This window comes from Paenibacillus sp. J22P277, from assembly GCF_059383675.1.
The window spans coordinates 1,013,780-1,031,283 of sequence record NZ_JBXENS010000001.1 but is presented as its reverse complement, the minus strand read 5'-3'; the positions used below and the strand labels follow the sequence as shown (position 1 = coordinate 1,031,283).

Here is a 17,504-nt window from a genome sequence, read left to right as displayed (position 1 = left end):
GCGCTGAAAGCATCTAAGCGTGAAGCCCCCCTCAAGATGAGATTTCCCAGTATGTAAGACCCCTTGAAGACGACGAGGTTGATAGGTTCGAGGTGGAAGCGCGGCAACGTGTGGAGCTGACGAATACTAATCGGTCGAGGGCTTATCCAAGCACATTCGGCATGCAGCTAAGCAAGAGACCTTCGCAAAGGTTCGTATCCAGTTTTCAGGGTGGAATTATATTTGTAAAGAGTAGAGCATTGGTTCATGAACCAGTGCTCTACTCTTTTTTATGCATATGCGGATGTATATTCAAAATTATGAAGTTAAAAAATCGAAATATTAAAGATTGGTAGGAAGCGATAGCATGAGCATAAAGATGCGAGTTCAATTAGGTCGTTTGACCTGTATTTATGCTGCGGCTAGTACTTCAGCATATATTTAGCAGTTTTTAGGGAAAATTGATGAAACATTCGTTGATAAAATCTTAATAATCAAGTAGAATCAAGCACGGTAATATATCTGAAAATTTGTCTTATTATGACTAGTTTAATAATTTAAATCGTTTTACGAGATATTAAAATATGTTTGCTAGTATATGGGCATTTTTTACAGATGCTTTCATATAATTATAACTTAACTTTTAGGAGGTAAGACATGTATTTTCGTAAGGTTGCCAGAATCGCCATTTCATTATCGCTTGGAATCGTAGTAGCTTTCTCTTCCTTGTTCGGCAGCCCTACCTTTGCATCTCCAATGTCGGGGATAAGCACGGATCCGGTGGATGCGCATTCAAATTCGGTCGTGCAGGATGTATCGGCAGCTCAATTCGAGAGGCTGACCCCAAGCGAAAGCAACATTTCGTTCGCTTTATCGGAAAAAAACCATGGCTTAACGGTAGAAGCGAAATACAAAGACGGTTCCACAAAAGACGTGACGTCGCAAGGCGTCTGGACGTCGCTGAATCCTGAGATCGCCGCGGTGGAACGCGGCATCATTACGGCCAAATCTGCTGGTTCGACGGAAGTTCGTTTGAACCTTGGCGATGCCGTCGTCAATGTGCCCGTCACGGTTACCTCCGCGACTGGCGCACCGGCAGCGGCGGAACCGACGGAACCGACGCTCGTTACGTTCCTCCTCTCCACGTTGAACGTATTCGTGGAAGCGGATACGAACTATCCGGTTCATCTGCAAGGGACGTTCTCGGACGGGGCAACGAGGGATATCACGGCTGATGCCACTTGGAGCACGGACGACCTTGAAGTCGCGACCGTGTCGCATGGCATGATCAAGGGCGTCAAAGCCGGCGCATCGACATTCATCAAAGTGAAATACGGCGATCTGCCGACGCTGTCGATCGCGGTAACCGTTCAGAAGGAACCGATTCCGCTCCAATCATTCGGCCTCCTGCTTTCGGAAGACGTATTGAAGATCATGGAGACCGATGCCCCGCACAAGATTTACGCAGATCTGGAATATCCCGATCAGGATCGGTACGAAGTGACGAATCTGGGCAAATGGTATTCAAGTGACGAATCAATCGCCACCGTCGACCAGAACGGCGTCATTACGCCGGTCGGCAAAGGCATGACGTATATTTATTTTGAGTATAAGTATACGGCTCCGAGCGGCAAAGAAGGCGAGGATGACTACGATGACGGTCTGCTCGTCACGAGCATTCAAGTCTTCGTCGGCGGCCCGTTCAAGCTGGAGCGCTTTACGCCGGACATGATGGAGCAGTTGGAACTCGACGCCCCACTCACGCTCTCCCCGAGGAGCTATCAGGAAATTACGATCATGGGCGTCTACTCCGAGGATCCTAGGTCCGGCCAGAATTATAACGCCGACGACGTTACGGGCGATATCGAATGGACAGTCGGGGATAAATCCATCGCGACGATCAACGATGCGGGCCGCATCTTCGCAGGCGCAAAGGAAGGCACGACGACCATTACCGGCCATTATTTATCGCTTGAGCCCTTCACGTTCGAAGTGACGGTGACGAAGGAAGCGGCTGCAAGCGCGATTCTGAATTTGGTGGCAGAGCCGACCTTCGTGGAAATAACGGACGGGAAACCCGTCCAGGCACCGGCCATTAAAGCCATTTACAATGACGGCACGGTCAAAGACGTCACCTCCGAAATCGCCAATGCGGATTGGCTCGCGTCCGATGCATCGGTTGCCTACCGGAGCGACAACGGCACCGTCGTCGCGGAATCCGCGGGCTCGGCCGTTATCGGTGCGGTCTACAACGATGAAATCGCCATTATCCCGGTTATCGTGAAGCAAGCGGCTCCGAAGACGGCTGCCTCCATCGCCGTTACTCCGGGTTCGCTGAACTTGCAAATCGGAAAGCGTGAATCGCTGACGGTCGAAGCGGTGATGGAAGGCGGAGAGAAGGCGGATAAAACGCTGGCCGCGTCGTATCGCTCGGCCAACCCTCAGGTAGTCTCCGTCAACCGGAAAGGCGAGATCGTCGCAGTCGGAAAAGGAACGGCAGCCATCGAGGTCTCGTACGGCGGACAGCTGCAAACGGTAACGATCGAGGTGGGCGCAGCCGAAGGCATGCCGACCGAACAGCCGGAAACGCCGAAGCAGATCACGGACGTAACCGTAAGCGAGCCGCAAATTACGCTTGACGTGACGGCTGGTCCTCGCGCGGTATCCGTGCAGGTTGCCTATAATGACGGCACGAGCGCGGATGTGACGGCGCAGGGCAAGTGGTCGACGCAGGATGCCGGCGTGGTTACGGTCAAGGATGGCGTTTTGACGCCGGTAGCCCCAGGTTCGACCCGCGTGCATCTGGTGCTGGACGGCGCTGTCGTCGCCGTACGGGTAACGGTTAAGGAAGGCGACTACTCCTCCAACGTCAGAGTGGCGGACGAAGGCGCGGCAGCGGAACCGACGGTCGATGCGCTGCTGTTGTCGACGACGAAGATTATCGTGGCAAAAGACGCTCAATACCCGGTCCAACTCCTTGCCGTCAAGAGCGATGGCACAACGGAGGACGTGAGCGATCAGGCGCAATGGTCGGTCTACGATACGGAAATTGCCGACGTCGTGAAGGACAACGGCGCGGTCAGCATCCTCGGGAAATCGACCGGAAATGAGAATCCGGAAGGCGGATATCAGAAATTCGGCAGAACGACGCTCTCCGTCGCTTACGGCGATTTTACGCCGACGATCGTGAACGTCTCGGTAACCGAGAAGCCGGATGAGCCCGACGTGCTCGACATCGGCTTCCGGACATCCGAATATGAGTGGTACTTCGACGGAGCATCGTTCAGGTTCTACAAAGGGCAAAACCCGTACGAGCTGAAGCCGTTCGCTTTGGATACGACGGGCGAAACCTTCCCTACGGAAGGAGGAACGTGGACGTTCTCGCAACCAGGCGTCGTTGAGGTCAATGCGGACAGCGCCTTCGAAGCCTTAGGAACCGGCGAAACCGATGCCGTGTTCACCTATGAGCGTTTCGGCATTGCATACACGCGCACGCTGCATTTCGAGGTCGTAGACTTGCAAGGCATCGAAGCCGATGCGGATCAAGAGGACGATGCCTATCCGATCGACGTTCATCCGCAGGGCTCATCGCTTGTCGCTTTGAATGAAACGTATAAGGATAAAGACGGCCAATCGCATACCGATCCCCTATCCGGGTTCGTCAATTGGCAGATCGATGATCCTGATCTCGTCGCCGTGTACGACGAGCAGCCTTATGTTCGCTTTGTAGCCGGGACGAAGGAAGGCACGACGCGGGTGACCGGCGAGTACTTCGGCCATACGATCTCCTTCGACGTGACCGTGACCAATAATCCGATCAAGCCGAAAATGATGACGCTCGTCGCGGATCCGACGTATTACGTATTCGATGACGCCGACGATCAGCCGGTCGTTCCGGTCATCAAAGCGATCTATAGCGACGCAACCGTTCAAACGCTGAACAATACGGAGCTTGAATGGTTCAGCGGCGATCCGACGATCGCGGATCTTACGGAAGACGGCAAAATTACGCGGACGAACCGCAAAGGCGGAACGAACGTCATCGGTCAATATAAAGGAGTGCCGGTTAGGGTACCGGTCATCGCGACCTATTCGGATGCGACTCCGGTGGCTACCGATTTGAACATTACGCCGAATCTGACGTCCTTGACGGCCGGCAGCACGCAGCAATTAACGGCAACGGCGACCATGAGCGATCTGAGCAAACCTGACGTGACGGATCTCGCGATGTTCGAATCGAAGAATCCGGACGTTGCGACCGTAAGCGAGGAAGGTCTCGTTACGGCCGTCAAACCAGGTACGGCAAAATTGCGCGTCTACTACTGGGGCTTTAACGAATACCTGACTGTTACGGTTACGCAAGCCAGCCCGGGCGGCGGTTCGGGACCGATCGTAACGCCGCCGGCGCCTCCGGTAACGGATCCGGATCAGGATACGCCGCCAGTCATCACGCCGTCGCCGGACACGCCGGTGCTGGATGCTTCCGTGGACAGGGCAACGGTGAAAGCGAACCTCGCCAAAGCTTTGGCGGATACGACGCCGGTGACTTTCAGCGACGTTCCGGCAAACTCCTGGAGCGCTTCCGCCATTGCTCTGGCGGCGAAGGCCGGATTCGTGAAAGGCTATGCGGACGGTTCATTTCTGCCGAAGAAGAACGTGACGCGCGCGGAATTTGCCTCAATGCTCGCGAAAGCGCTGGGCCTGAGCAATGCGGCACAGGTAGCATTCACGGACGTGAAAGACGATCATTGGGCGCATGGCGCGATCAGCGCGCTAGAATCGCTGGGCTTCATTAACGGCTACGGCGACGGAAGCTTCAAGCCGAACCAATCCATCACGCGTGCGGAGATGATCACGATTCTGGCCCGAGTCATCGATTTCGGCAAAGCCGCAGGCGTCAGTCCGTTTACGGACGCGAACGGACACTGGGCAGCTCCGGCGATCGCAGCCTTGACGGAAGCGGGCGTCGTGAAGGGCAAAGGAGCGAATAGCTTCGCGCCGAACGCGAACGCGACGCGCGAAGAGGCGGTTGTCCTCATTTTGCGGGCGCTGGAAGCGAGCTTGGATTTGGAGCTTGTCGAATAACCGAGCGGTTACGCCGTATTTGTTCCCGCTCATAAGCGGAAGCAGCCGAGTTTGACGGACTTATTTTGACTCAGAGCCGTCAAGTCAGACTGCGGGGCGAGAGTGCGGCAATTGCAATCGAATAGGCATGCTCGCGCAAGCCCGATTTTTCGGAAGAATCCCCTGACGGTAGACAGCGCCGAAAGAGTTCATGGTATGATGGACTCAGCGCTGCCATCCGCAGGGGATTTTTTCATAGTGTCTATTGAGAGAGGAAGAATCGGGAGGGATAACCTATGACACGAATAAAAGAGTTGAGCGATGGCGACGATTTTGTCGGTTTTTATTTGATTAAGGAAAGCGAAGTCAAGCAGACGAACACGACGCCGCCGAAGGAATTCATGAACCTGACGCTGTCCGACGCAAGCGGACAAGTGCCCGCGAAGCTATGGGATGCAGCCGAGAATGACAAGGAAAACTTCAAAGCGCTGACGCTCGTGAAGGTGCAGGGGATCGTCCAGCTGTACCGCGAGAAATTGCAGGTCAAGATCAACCGCATCCGCAAAACGACGGAGGCGGACGGCGTAACGCTTACCGACTTCGTTCGCGCGGCGCCGGTCGAACCGGAGACGCTCGTTGCTCGCATCCAAGAGGCGAAGGATAGCATCGCGGACGCGGAAATTCGCGCGATCGTGGCGTATTGCCTCAATAAGACGGGCGATCGGCTGATCCATTCGCCGGCAGCGAAATCGCATCATCACGCTTATTATGCCGGGCTTGCATACCATATCGCGCGAATGCTGGAATTGGGGGCATTTATTTGCGCGCAGCGGCCGTTCCTGAATGCGGACCTAGTCAAAGCTGGCATTATCCTGCACGACATCGCGAAGCCGGAGGAAATGGTGTCCGAGCTCGGGATCGTTTCGGATTACAGTCATACGGGGAAATTAATCGGCCATATCTCGCTCGCATCCCTTTGGATCGCGGAAGCAGCGATGCATATCGGCATCGCGACGGACTCGGAGCGCGTCATGGCGCTGCAGCATCTGGTGCTGTCGCATCATAATTTGGGCGAATGGGGCAGCCCCGTTCAGCCGCAGATAGCGGAGGCGGTCGCGCTTCATTATATCGATTCCCTGGACGCGAAGCTGCAGATGATCGAGGACGCGCTGGACACGACGGCGGAGCACGATGAATGGACGGCGCCGGTCCGGGGGTTGGAGAACAAGGCGTTTTATCGATTGAAGCTGTGATCGGGTAAGCACCCGGACATGCCGTTGCCCTCGATACGATTAAAGGGTAAAATGGATTCCGACGAAAGGGGAGTATGGCATGATACGATTCGGCATCATCGGAACGAACTGGATTACGGACGAATTTATCGAGGCGGCGCGGGAAACGAAAGCGTTCGCGCTGGCTGCCGTGTATTCGCGGACCTCGGAGCGGGCGGAAGCTTTTGCGTCCAAGCACGGCATCCCGCTGACCTTTACGGATATCGGGGAGATGGCGGCAAGCAGCGAGGTTGACGCGGTCTATATCGCTTCGCCGACGTCGCTCCATGCGGAGCAGGCGATAATCTGCATGAACGCGGGCAAGCATGTGCTGTGCGAGAAGCCGGCCGCATCGAACTCGCGCGAGCTGGAAGCCGTGATCAAAACGGCGCGCGAGCGGGGCGTCGTCTTCATGGAAGCGATGAAGAGCTCGTTTATGCCGGGCTTCGAGGCGATTCGGGAGCTGCTGCCGTCGCTTGGACCGATCCGCCGTTATACGGCAAGCTACTGCCAATATTCCTCGCGTTACGACAAGTACAAGGCCGGCGAGGTGTTGAACGCGTTCAAGCCGGAGTTCTCCAATGGCGCGCTTATGGATCTCGGCGTATACTGCCTCTATCCGCTTATTCTGCTGTTCGGCAAGCCGGAGCGCATTGCCGCCAGCGGTACGATGCTAGCGTCGGGCGTAGATGGCCAAGGCAGCATTGTCGCGGGCTACAAGGAGATGGAGGCGACGATAACCTACTCCAAAATTTCCAATTCCGCGCTGCCCGCGGAAATTCAAGGCGAAGACGGGACGATGACGATCGACGCCATCAATTTGCCGCGTAAGCTGACGATTCGTTACCGCGACGGACGCGTGGAAGAAGTCGACGCGCCGGAACAAGGTCTCGTCATGAGCTACGAGACGCGGGCATTCATTGCGGCAATCGAAGACGGAGCAAGGGAGTCGTCGATCAATACGCTCGCCAATTCGCTGGCCGTCATGAACGTGCTGGATGAAGCGAGAAGGCAGCAGGGACTTGTATTCCCGGCAGACCGCTAATTCGGCGTTCGGTCAGGACTTGAGCCTATAACTGGCGAGGCTTAAATGAAAAGGGTTTGAAAGACACAAAACGCTGCAGCTGCGCGGAATCGATTCCGTGCGGCTGCAGCGTTTTTGCTTACGATGAATTTAAACGCGGAACGTAAGACCTTTAGCGTAAGTTAGCGAGACGCGTTATGCAGGTGCACCATGTGCGGCGAACGCTATTCGGGCGTTGGCTGGGAGCTGAGGCGAGAATTACTGCGTGCGTTTGTAATGCGCCGGCGTGCCTCCGGCGAATTTCTTGAACATGCGGTAGAAATGCGGCAGGCTCTCGAAGCCGCAAGAGGCGGCGATTTCCGCGACGGTGCGGTCGGACTCGCCCAGCAGCTCCTTGGCACGCATGATGCGTTTGGCGATCATGTATTCGGTGACGCCCAGGCCGGTGTACTGCTTGAACATCCGAGAGAAGTACGAAGGGCTGACGGAGGCGTGGGAAGCCAGCGACGTTAAGCTGATCGTGTCGGCCAAGCGGCTGTCGATTTCATTCAGCGCGTTCTGGAGCCAGACCGGCCGGGAATCGTTATGCGATTGGCGCATCACGCCAGGGTTGATCTTGCGGTTCATGTGCAGCAGGATGGTTTGCAGCAGAAGCAGAATGGCTTGCCGGAATCCCGGTTGTTTGGCCGCGATCTCCCCTTGCATGTCGTCGAAAATCCCTTCCAGCCGCGAGCGTTCCGCCGGGAGAAGCTCCAGCCTGTAGCTGCGGCTCGATCTGGCCGTATCGAAGCATTGCAGGAAGGAGAAGGAATCCATGCCGATCGCGGATGCCTGCACGTACTGGCCGCTGAAGAACACGACCGAGGACGTGATGGGCGCGTCGGAATGCGGGAGCGTCTTATGGATGGTATTGCCGGGAATGAGATAGAGGTCGCCCGCCTGCATTTCGTAGAACGATTGGTTGATGAAGAAAGAACCGGCGCCGCTATGGACGTATATGATCTCGTGCCAGTCGTGCAAATGGTCGGGGAGCTCCGCCTGGAGGTGCTTCGTGTTGCGCAGCGCGAGCTCGATCGGAAGCGCGGCGTCGGATGAAAATTGCTTGCGCATGGGATTCATCCGATTCACCTCCTTTATTCACTGGTAAGCGCTTAAATCTGTACAAGAAAAGGTATACTTTCAGCGATTATGGCAATTTAGATTCTGTTTCTTACGATCTATAATGAAACTATAACGGACAGCGATTCGAATGTCCATATGTTGAACAAAGGAATGGTGAACAGGGTGGGTCATATCATCAGTACCGGCGCGGACGCGCTTTATATGGATGAACGCGATCATGTAGTGACGGCGCTTCGGGAAATCATGGCAGGCGAAACGATCAAATACCGGAATGCGGCGGGCATTCAAGACGTCACCGTATCGAACGATATTCCATTCGGCCATAAAGTCGCGGTCGCGGCGGTCGAGACCGGCGCGGATGTGCGCAAATACGGCGAGGTCATCGGACGCGCCGTGACGCCGATCGCGGTCGGGCAGCATGTGCATGTGCATAATATCGAAGGCATCCGCGGACGCGGGGACCTCGGCGCGAAGGAGACGAACTAATATGGAACGTACATTCAAGGGCTATGAACGGCCGAACGGCGATATCGGAATCCGCAATCATTTGCTTATCATTCCGACGGTCATCTGTTCCAATCAAGTGTGCAGCCGCATCATGCAGATGGTGCCTGGCGCCGTGGCGATTCCCCATCAACATGGCTGCAGCCAGATCGGCTCGGACAAAGACCGGACGTTCGACATGCTGGCGGGCACCGGGAAGAACCCGAACGTTGGCGCGGTCCTCATCATCAGTCTCGGATGCGAAGTCGTGGATCCTATCGCGCTGGCGGAAGATATCCGGTCGACGGGCAAACCGGTCGAAGTGTTCGACATCCAATCCGTCGGCGGCTCGGTGAAAGCGATCTCGCATGGCGCTGAGCTGGCAAAACGATTAATGGCGGATCTCGCGAAGCAGGAAAAGGTGCCGGTACCGTTGAATAAATTGAAGGTTGCCGTTAAATGCGGCGGCTCGGACGCGACTTCCGGCTTGGCTTCGAACCCGGCGCTCGGCGCGGCCGCGGATTCGCTGATCGCGGAAGGCGGCTCTATCGTCATCGGCGAAACGACGGAAATCATCGGTGCCGAGCATCTGCTGGCGGAGCGCTGCGTAACCGCGGAAATTTCCGATAAGCTCTACTACATCGTCGACCGTTTCGAGAAAGAAGTCGAGCGGATGGGTGCGGATATGCGCGGCGGCAATCCAAGCCCAGGCAACATCGCGGGCGGCTTGTCCACCATCGAAGAGAAATCGCTGGGCTGCATCAGCAAATGCGGAAAAGCGCCGATCCAAGGCGTGATTGAATACGCGGAGCGCATTCCGGATCATGGGTTGTACTTCATGGATTCGCCGGGCAACGACATCGAATGCGTATCCGGCATGGCGGCCGGCGGCGCGCATATCGTCTGCTTCACGACGGGTCGGGGTACGCCGACGGGCGCGGCGGTGGTGCCGGTCATCAAAATCACGGGCAACAAAATGATGTTCGAGCGCATGGAAGACAATATGGATATCGACGTCAGCGATATGTTGGAGGGCAGTGCCAGTCTGGAACAGGCCGGCGAGCGGATCTGGCAGGAAATCGTCGAAGTCGCGGAAGGCAAATGGACGAAGGCGGAAGTGCTGGGACATACGGAATTCAGCATTAACCGAATTGGTCCAAGCTTGTAAAAGATGTCGGAGGTGCTACCCTGCATGGGCGCGGTGAAGAGCGATTGGCTAGACCTGGACTATCGTCCGGCCTTGCCGCAAAATAAAGAAATGGGCATCGGCATCATCGGTGCAGGCGAAATCGTGGAGGCGTGCCATCTGCCGGCTTACGAGATGGGCGGCCTGCGCGTCGTCGGCATTTATGATCTTAATCGGGAACGCGCGGAGCAACTGGCCGCGAAATTCGGCATTGCCAAGGTATATCGGGACATGGATGAGCTGCTGTCGGATCCCGCGGTGCGCATCGTGGACCTGGCCGTGCCGGCGAAGGTACAGCCGGGCATCGCGGAGCGCGCGGCTGCGGCCGGCAAGCATATTCTCTGCCAGAAGCCGCTCGCGGAGTCGTATTCCGAAGCGGTGCGCATCGCAAATGCTTGCGCGAAGCATGGCATCAAGGGCGCGGTGAACCAACAAATGCGCTGGTCGCCGAGCATTCGGGCCAGCCATACGATCATTCAGCGGGGCTGGCTGGGCGAGTTGCTGCAGGCGACGATTCAAGTGAACGTGATGCAGGATTTTGCCAACTGGGGCTGGCTGCGGACGATGCCGACGCTGGAATTCATGTACCACAGCATTCATTATATCGATGCGATTCGGTTCCTGTTCGGCACGCCGGAATATATCTATGCGGATGGGGCGAAGTTTCCGGGGCAGCGAACGATCGGCGAGACGCGCACGCTATTGCACATCAAGTTTCCCGGCGAAGCGCGCGGCTTGATCCACGATAACCACAATCACATCGCGGGCGAGGATGACTGGTACGCGACTTATCGTTTCGAAGGAACGAAAGGCATCATCAAAGGCACGAACGGCTCGCTGTACAATTATCCGGTCGGCCGCGAGGATACGCTGAGCTTTCATACGAAGGCAATTCACGAGGATTATTGGTTCCAGCCGCGGCTGCACGGCAAATGGTTCCCGCATGCGTTCATGGGCACGATGGGCGAGCTGATGCGGGCCATCGAAGAAGACCGCGAGCCGGAGAACAGCGTGGCGGATAACCTCAAGACCATGCAGATGGTGTTCGGCGCCTACTTGTCGATGAAAGAAAATCGGCCGGTTACGCTGGAGGAGATCGCGAACCAATCATAGTTCAATTCGTTGGGAATAGGGAGCGCGCTGCGCTTCCTTTTTTTGTTGGGACGGAAGAATGCATTCCCGGTCACGTTATAGGCGAGGCATGGCTTTCGTGGCTTATGCTCATAGCCTGGCTTACTATGGTGCATGCTAAAGTTTGGAAACGGAATTGAAACATTTTCATAACAAGGCTCGTTTAGAGGGTGTAGCTTTGCATTCAAGACATACTGGAGATGAACTCGATGAACAAGAAACCATCCGTCAAACTGCTTGCGTTTACGGCGCTGTTGGCTGGCGCCATGATGCTGTCCGCTTGCTCCAATGGCAATAACAATGCGACGAACGATTCCAACTCCGCACCGCAAAACAATGCGACGCCACCGGCGGATTCGACGAATACCGGGAATAATCAAACGGATCCCGGTAATTCCGGCGATGCTGCGGATAACGGCGGCAGCAATGCGAATGGTAATGCTTCGAATGAACCGGCCGACAATACCGGTAACACCGGCACGGGCAATACGTCGTCGCCTTCGAACTCGGACAGTCAAACCGCCAGTGATATCAAGGCGATGCTGACGCTGGCCAAGGAAGGCGAAGTCAAGGGAATCCCATTTGCGGCGGACAAAGGCCTAATCGACGATGTCGAGAAGGATTGGGGCAAAGCCGACAAAACGGACTTTGCCGGCAAAGGTATCTATTCGACCTATGCGAAGAAAAACGCTGTCATCGGCGCCAATAAGGGCAGTCAAATCTTCGATGTCCGGTCCAACGCGCCCGAGCTGCAAAAGCTGACCTTGAAGCAAATCGAAGCCGCGCTGGGCAAGGCGACGAAGGTGACGAAGAACGGCAGCGACACCGTCTACACCTATGAAGCGAGCAAAACCTTTGAGCTGCGCTTCATCATCTCGGCCGATACGGGCAAAGTGGATCATATCTCGGTGTACGCGCCTGCGGATGCCGTGAACAATATGGCCGGATAAGCAGCAAGTTTAGGGTACCGCTTGACCTTGTACAAGAAGCTGCGGCGTTTACATTTATTTCTAGTCATGGTGAAGCTGATTTTCGAATACGAACCGAAAGCATCGGGAGATTTCTTCGTCCATTTGGGCGGGGGGTCTCCTTTTTCGCGTGGCAGGTTATGTCTATCGGACTAGTCCGCAGTTTCCAGTATTTAGCTGGACTGCTATACTGAAAGGGTGATTACGCGTTGATGATCGAGTTAGAAAAACACGACGAGTATCGGCTTGCCGTCAGGTTCTCGTATGATTCGGGGATCGTGGAGACGATCCGCGCCATCTCGGGACGAAGCTGGAATCCGGAGCTGCGCGTGTGGTTGATTCCGTATACCGTGCGCGCCATGGAGGAGCTGAAGGAACGATTTCAGCGAGCGGATGTCGAGATCGAGGCGAGTCTATGGGAGGAGTGCCAGACGCTGCGAGAATGGGCGTGTGCGGAGCCGAAGGTAAGGGATGGCGTGCCGCTTAGATGGACGGTCGATTATGAGCATCGCCTTCGGCAAGCATTGGCGGTCAAGGGGTACAGCCTGAGGACGATCAAGGCGTACTGCAGTCAGGTATCGTGTTACTACCGTTACCTTGCCGAACATCGTCTGCAGGAAGGCGATCAGGCGGTACAGTCGTATACGCTGTATATGTTGGAACGGAGCTGCTCCCATTCGCATATCAATCAGGCGATCAGCGCGATCAAGTTTTATACGGGGCGTGTGCTTGGCGATTCGGCGGGAACGCCATACGTTAGCCGGACACACCCGCACCACCTAACCGCATGGCGGCCGGACCCTTCGGGTCCTTAAGGTGGTGGGGAGTCGTGAATGCAAGGAACGTTACATGCCTTCGTGAAATGAGAAGTTTTAACAAGCCTTCTCAGATCATCATTGCGTTTGGCAGTGATTATTTCTTTACAGATTTTATAAATAACAAGACCAAAGTGACCTTTCAAGTCGTGTTCCCATACTCTTATCAACGTCCAGTTTAGATCTTTGTAATAAAGAGTAACTTCTTCATCTCTTGCAATGTTTCTAGTGATTTTCTTGTTCCAGTAGTCTGTGTTTTTAACGGGAAGTTTAAAATGATTGTCGCAACCATGCCAAAAGCAAGAATCAATAAAGATCACGATTCTATACTTTTTAATTGCGATGTCTGGTTTTCCATAAAGAGTCAATACATTCTTACGGAATCTAAAACCGTTTCTCCAAAGAATTTTCGATACCGATTGTTCTAGTTTTGTATTCCTTCCCCGTACTCGGCTCATCATCTTACTTCGTTGTTCCGAGAATAAATTATCATTCAATAATATCCCTCCAAATATTTTATTGAGAACATACGTTCTGTCGATTATATCACGAACGAATATTTAAGCTATTAGTGGAATTGATAGTAACTCAGAAAAGTCACGAATGTCAGATAACACCGTATTCACGCTGCACCGCTATTGCTCCTTTGGTCCGGCCGAGCAATAAGAAGCAGGTTCAATAGGAGTATTTTAGTAGTAAGGAGCAGTTCAGCCGGATTACCTTGCACTGTCTAACCGCGTCGCGGCCTTTCCCTTCGGTCACTGACGACAGTGAGGTTCGTGAACACAAAAATGCTAGATGAAATAGTGAGCGATTTTAATCCATAATGATCGGAGGCTCTTCAATGAGTGTAGATTGGTACAATGCTATAGCCTTGCGAAACGGCGGTTACAGATCCAATGCTATTTTCACAATAGAAGGTGTGTCTCCAGAGCAGATTTTTGAAGAAGAACTCGTAAGCATGTTACCTAAGTTTGAATCGGTACTTGACGCGGGCTGCGGTCACGGTGACTTCACGTTAAAGATGTCTAAATACACAAAGTCGTTAATCGGTTTTGATAATTCATCGGAAATGATTAAGCTTGCAAAGCAGCTTCGGGTAGAGAGTCATCAAGTAAACATTGTATTTATTGAAGCCAGTACAAAAACAGAATTACCCTTTACCGATGACCAATTTGATTTAATCTATGATCGGCGAGGCCCGACTTCAATCATCAATCATCCCTGGATTTTAAAATCAGGAGGTACTATTTTTGGCATACATTCAGGTGCATTAGAGGTAGTGAAGGAAAGATTGCATCAGAATCATTTTATTAATATTGAAATTAGGGAATTCAACAAATCGAAATACATATTTGAAGATGCAAAAGAGTTTACCAAGTTTTTATCGGGGGTACCTGGTAACCCGGATTACTCAAAACCAGAATATGCCGAGGAGCTTAACTTGAAGATTAATCAACAAACAGTCGATGGAAGAATTGAATTAAAGGAATACAAGTATATATGGAAGGCTAATAAACCATAAGGGGACTTCAAGGAGTCAGCTACTTCATCTGATACCGTATTCCCGCTGCGGGTTATTCGGCCGGATACAGCCCTCCACCTAATCACAGCACGGGAGCCCTTCGGGCATAAGGTGGAGGGGATGTCGTGAATACAAGAGCGTTAGGTGAAATTAACGAAATAGTAATCATGAATTAATAGAAGCATCATAATTATATGAATAATAAAACGTAGATTCTTGAAGTTATTAATAAGAACTCTAATTGGAGTGAATTATGAGCGTATCTTCGGAATGTAGATCAGGCGATGGAATATATGTTATTGAAGGTTTTGTCTCCAAGGTGGTTTTTACGAATGAAGAACTTATGGATACTGAAAACTCATTGGAAATGGATACTGGAGATAAAGTGATTTATTTAGATTGGTTTAATAAAAACATTGGAGAAAATTTATTTACAGTTATCAGATATAGAGATAAGAATGGTAATGACTTAGAGGCTCTAGAAACCTTTTTTGTAACGGAAGAAGTATGGAATGGGCTAGTTGAATGTAACTCAGGAATTCAGCGACATCCCCGTGAGCCTAAGCCTTAGATCCGCCCACTACGGTTTCAAATGACCTTCAGTTTACTTTATTTGGATAGGGAACCCTCAATTATCTCTCAAGCAATCATTTTTAATAGGCCAAATTCTTTACTTATGGTTAGACAGTATGTAGAGCGTGGAGATGTCGTTTGGAATTTTCCAGGCGGAGGAATCGAAGATGGAGAAAGTCCAGAACAAGCTTGTGTAAGGGAAGTAGCAGAAGAGACCGGCTTTCAAATTAAGATTATCGAGCTCTTATGTAAAAAAAAAGAAAAATATACATACCGTGCTGAAATCATCGGCGGAACGTTGAAAACTGAATTTAATGAACCATATAACGAGGACATAATTGATGTTCAATGGATTAATATGAGAGATGCTAACTACTTTGATAAAGTAACGAGCCCAGTAAGAGATGAATTTATAAGAAGATTCGAAGGAGTCCCAGATATCAGCTAACACGATATTCATGCTTTGGGGCATTCAGTCCTCGGTCCGGCCAAAGATATTCGGGAAAGCGGGAGCAGTTGGACAATTACTGCGAGCCTATGTCTGACGACCTGGTAGCTACGGCTCACTTAAGGCTCTCGGGTTCGTGTATCCAACAACATTATGTGAATACATATCAAAAACTTATTCACCTATCAATCAGAAAGAGGGATATTACTATGATGTTACAAGAGTTATTTAAAGATAAACCAACAGAGGCATGGAAACAAAGAATGATAGAATTCGAAGATGATCTTTTTACACCTGAACGATTAAATCTAAGTGATAAGGCCATTGATAATTACTTAAATCAATTGATGTCTATACAAGGAATCAAGGAGCAAGAGAAAATAATTAATCTTGTAGAAGAAATAGTACTCTCCTTCAATCATTTGAATGAAGAAAACGACTATTTCATTGAAACGATGGAACGAGAGGAATTGGCTGAATTCATAGAAAAAGCAGCTAAACTAGCTGGATTAGAAGTAGAAGAAGGTCAAGATATAACAGAAGCGTGGAGAGAGTGGTAACATTTTTTTCGCATAAAGCAATTTCGGTTCTTGATTACAAGCACGTTAGGCGAAACGCGAAAATACTAAAGGAACGTGTATATGATCATTCATTTGAACCAGACGAAAGCGAATCTTAAAAAAGTTATCGAATTTAGTTGGCTTCGTGAGATAAAGCGATCTTAATTAAGCGCTCACCCGTGAAAGAATATAAACAACTAGAAGTGCTTTATTAGGCTTACGATTGCGTTGGAGTTGGAACAAAACCTTGCAGCAAGCGTATAAGGAACCGTGTTACTTGAAACGCTGGTTATTCGCCGCATGTGCATATCAGCAACGCCTACTATGAATCGGAAGGGATGCCCGAACATGCAAAGAGTCGATGTCACGTATTGTTTGATTGCCGATTCCTCAAAGACGAAGGTGTTGATGGTTAAGAACGTCGACAATGACAGCTGGTCGCTTCCGGGCGGAGCGGTGGAGCAGGATGAAACATTGGAGCAAGCAGCCGTGCGCGAAGTAAAGGAAGAGACCGGGCTGGAGGTTGAACTTTTCGGAATCGTGGCTGTCAACGAATGCAAGTTTCAGAAATCGGGCAACCATGCGCTGTTTATCGTTTTCCGGGCAGAAATTATCGGCGGCGTAGAAACAATCGCGCGGCCGAACGAAATCGCGGCAATCGCCTGGATGGATTTGCATGAGGCTGAGGGGCATATGCCATTTTATCAAGACGGTTTTCGGCAGCTTATCGATGGAAATGAAATCGCGTATGTAAACGAAGGCACGAAGTAAGCGAACCGATTTCAACCCACTATCCCAGCAAGACCAAGGAGCCATCATGATATTATCCCTAAAGCGCTTAATCGCCTATTGGCTGGATTTTGTCTTCCTCGCCGTCGTGCTTGTCGGCGTGCAGTTGCTGCTCTATACCGTAACGTCCGGTTTTCCGTTCGATTACTTCGACAAGGGCTTTGAAATCGAGAGCTGGGTCGTGCTGTCGATGTCGCTGCCGGTATGGGCGTATTTTATCTACTTCGAGAAGGCAAGACGGCAAACGCTCGGCAAACGATTACTGAAATTGGCGATCGTCGATGAACGGAAACCAACGCTGAGTTTCGTCCAAGCGTTAGGCAGAACCTTCGTCCGCTTATTGCCGTGGGAGTTAACGCATCTCATTATATTGGTGCCGGATCCGTGGTGGGATGTCGAGGAGCCCTCCAATCAGGCATTGATTTTCATCCCGAATCTGTTGATCCTCGCGTACATCGTGGTCCTGTTTGCCAATAAAGGCCATAGGGGGATTCACGATTACGTTGCCAGGACGAAAGTGAAGGAACTTTAGGTGCTCGGAGGATCTCATAGCCGTCCTAACGATC

The 17,504-nt window shown here is 52.0% G+C and carries 16 protein-coding genes and 1 rRNA gene; 15 read left to right on the top strand and 2 right to left on the bottom strand.

Going from position 1 to position 17,504, the window contains the following annotated elements; translation table 11 throughout:
- The 4 genes from AC50YL_RS04825 to AC50YL_RS04810 all read left to right on the top strand — a co-directional run.
- Nucleotides 1–150, top strand: a 23S ribosomal RNA gene (locus AC50YL_RS04825); the annotation flags it as partial.
- A gap of 486 nt (nt 151–636) precedes the next feature.
- Nucleotides 637–5,064, top strand: coding sequence for an S-layer homology domain-containing protein (locus AC50YL_RS04820; RefSeq protein ID WP_494829739.1), 4,428 nt, complete (start codon nt 637–639; stop codon nt 5,062–5,064).
- Between the two features lie 275 nt (nt 5,065–5,339).
- On the top strand, nt 5,340–6,296 hold the full coding sequence (locus tag AC50YL_RS04815; protein WP_494829737.1) for a 3'-5' exoribonuclease YhaM family protein: 957 nt from the start codon (nt 5,340–5,342) through the stop codon (nt 6,294–6,296).
- A gap of 79 nt (nt 6,297–6,375) precedes the next feature.
- Nucleotides 6,376–7,359, top strand: a complete 984-nt coding sequence (locus tag AC50YL_RS04810) for a Gfo/Idh/MocA family protein (protein WP_494829735.1) — start codon at nt 6,376–6,378, stop codon at nt 7,357–7,359.
- Between the two features lie 237 nt (nt 7,360–7,596).
- Here the strand turns inward: AC50YL_RS04810 and AC50YL_RS04805 are convergent, their stop codons facing one another.
- Entirely contained in the window at nt 7,597–8,457 is an 861-nt protein-coding gene (locus tag AC50YL_RS04805) for a helix-turn-helix domain-containing protein (protein ID WP_494829733.1), read from the bottom strand.
- Between the two features lie 165 nt (nt 8,458–8,622).
- Between AC50YL_RS04805 and AC50YL_RS04800 the strand changes: the two genes are divergently transcribed.
- The 5 genes from AC50YL_RS04800 to AC50YL_RS04780 all read left to right on the top strand — a co-directional run bounded on the left by AC50YL_RS04800 (nt 8,623) and on the right by AC50YL_RS04780 (nt 13,043).
- Nucleotides 8,623–8,946: a UxaA family hydrolase gene (locus AC50YL_RS04800; RefSeq protein ID WP_494829731.1), complete on the top strand. Its 324-nt coding sequence runs from the start codon at nt 8,623–8,625 to the stop codon at nt 8,944–8,946.
- Nucleotide 8,947: 1 nt separating this feature from the next.
- Nucleotides 8,948–10,111: a UxaA family hydrolase gene (locus AC50YL_RS04795; RefSeq protein WP_494829729.1), complete on the top strand. Its 1,164-nt coding sequence runs from the start codon at nt 8,948–8,950 to the stop codon at nt 10,109–10,111.
- Between the two features lie 24 nt (nt 10,112–10,135).
- Nucleotides 10,136–11,242: a Gfo/Idh/MocA family protein gene (locus AC50YL_RS04790; protein ID WP_494829727.1), complete on the top strand. Its 1,107-nt coding sequence runs from the start codon at nt 10,136–10,138 to the stop codon at nt 11,240–11,242.
- A gap of 227 nt (nt 11,243–11,469) precedes the next feature.
- On the top strand, nt 11,470–12,210 hold the full coding sequence (locus AC50YL_RS04785; RefSeq protein ID WP_494829725.1) for a YjgB family protein: 741 nt from the start codon (nt 11,470–11,472) through the stop codon (nt 12,208–12,210).
- A gap of 230 nt (nt 12,211–12,440) precedes the next feature.
- The gene (locus AC50YL_RS04780; protein WP_494829723.1) at nt 12,441–13,043 is read left to right on the top strand and encodes a phage integrase N-terminal SAM-like domain-containing protein; all 603 of its coding nucleotides are present in this window, start codon (nt 12,441–12,443) and stop codon (nt 13,041–13,043) included.
- On the opposite strand, the gene AC50YL_RS04775 is transcribed toward AC50YL_RS04780, so the two are convergent.
- The gene (locus AC50YL_RS04775) at nt 13,040–13,540 is read right to left on the bottom strand and encodes a very short patch repair endonuclease (RefSeq protein ID WP_494829721.1); all 501 of its coding nucleotides are present in this window, start codon (nt 13,538–13,540) and stop codon (nt 13,040–13,042) included. The genes AC50YL_RS04780 and AC50YL_RS04775 overlap by 4 nt on opposite strands.
- A gap of 347 nt (nt 13,541–13,887) precedes the next feature.
- On the opposite strand from AC50YL_RS04775, the gene AC50YL_RS04770 reads away from it, so the two are divergent.
- From AC50YL_RS04770 to AC50YL_RS04745, 6 genes are all read left to right on the top strand, one after another.
- The gene (locus tag AC50YL_RS04770) at nt 13,888–14,568 is read left to right on the top strand and encodes a class I SAM-dependent methyltransferase (protein ID WP_494829719.1); all 681 of its coding nucleotides are present in this window, start codon (nt 13,888–13,890) and stop codon (nt 14,566–14,568) included.
- A gap of 253 nt (nt 14,569–14,821) precedes the next feature.
- Nucleotides 14,822–15,139, top strand: a complete 318-nt coding sequence (locus tag AC50YL_RS04765) for a hypothetical protein (protein WP_494829717.1) — start codon at nt 14,822–14,824, stop codon at nt 15,137–15,139.
- Nucleotides 15,140–15,160: 21 nt separating this feature from the next.
- Nucleotides 15,161–15,589, top strand: coding sequence for an NUDIX hydrolase (locus tag AC50YL_RS04760; protein ID WP_494829715.1), 429 nt, complete (start codon nt 15,161–15,163; stop codon nt 15,587–15,589).
- 209 nt (nt 15,590–15,798) lie between these two features.
- Nucleotides 15,799–16,149 (top strand): hypothetical protein, encoded by a 351-nt coding sequence (locus AC50YL_RS04755; RefSeq protein ID WP_494829714.1) that lies wholly within the window; start codon nt 15,799–15,801, stop codon nt 16,147–16,149.
- Between the two features lie 348 nt (nt 16,150–16,497).
- A complete protein-coding gene (locus tag AC50YL_RS04750; protein WP_494829804.1) occupies nt 16,498–16,920 on the top strand; it encodes an NUDIX hydrolase in 423 nt (140 codons plus the stop codon).
- 46 nt (nt 16,921–16,966) lie between these two features.
- Nucleotides 16,967–17,470, top strand: coding sequence for an RDD family protein (locus tag AC50YL_RS04745; protein ID WP_494829712.1), 504 nt, complete (start codon nt 16,967–16,969; stop codon nt 17,468–17,470).
- Nucleotides 17,471–17,504: the final 34 nt, after the last annotated feature.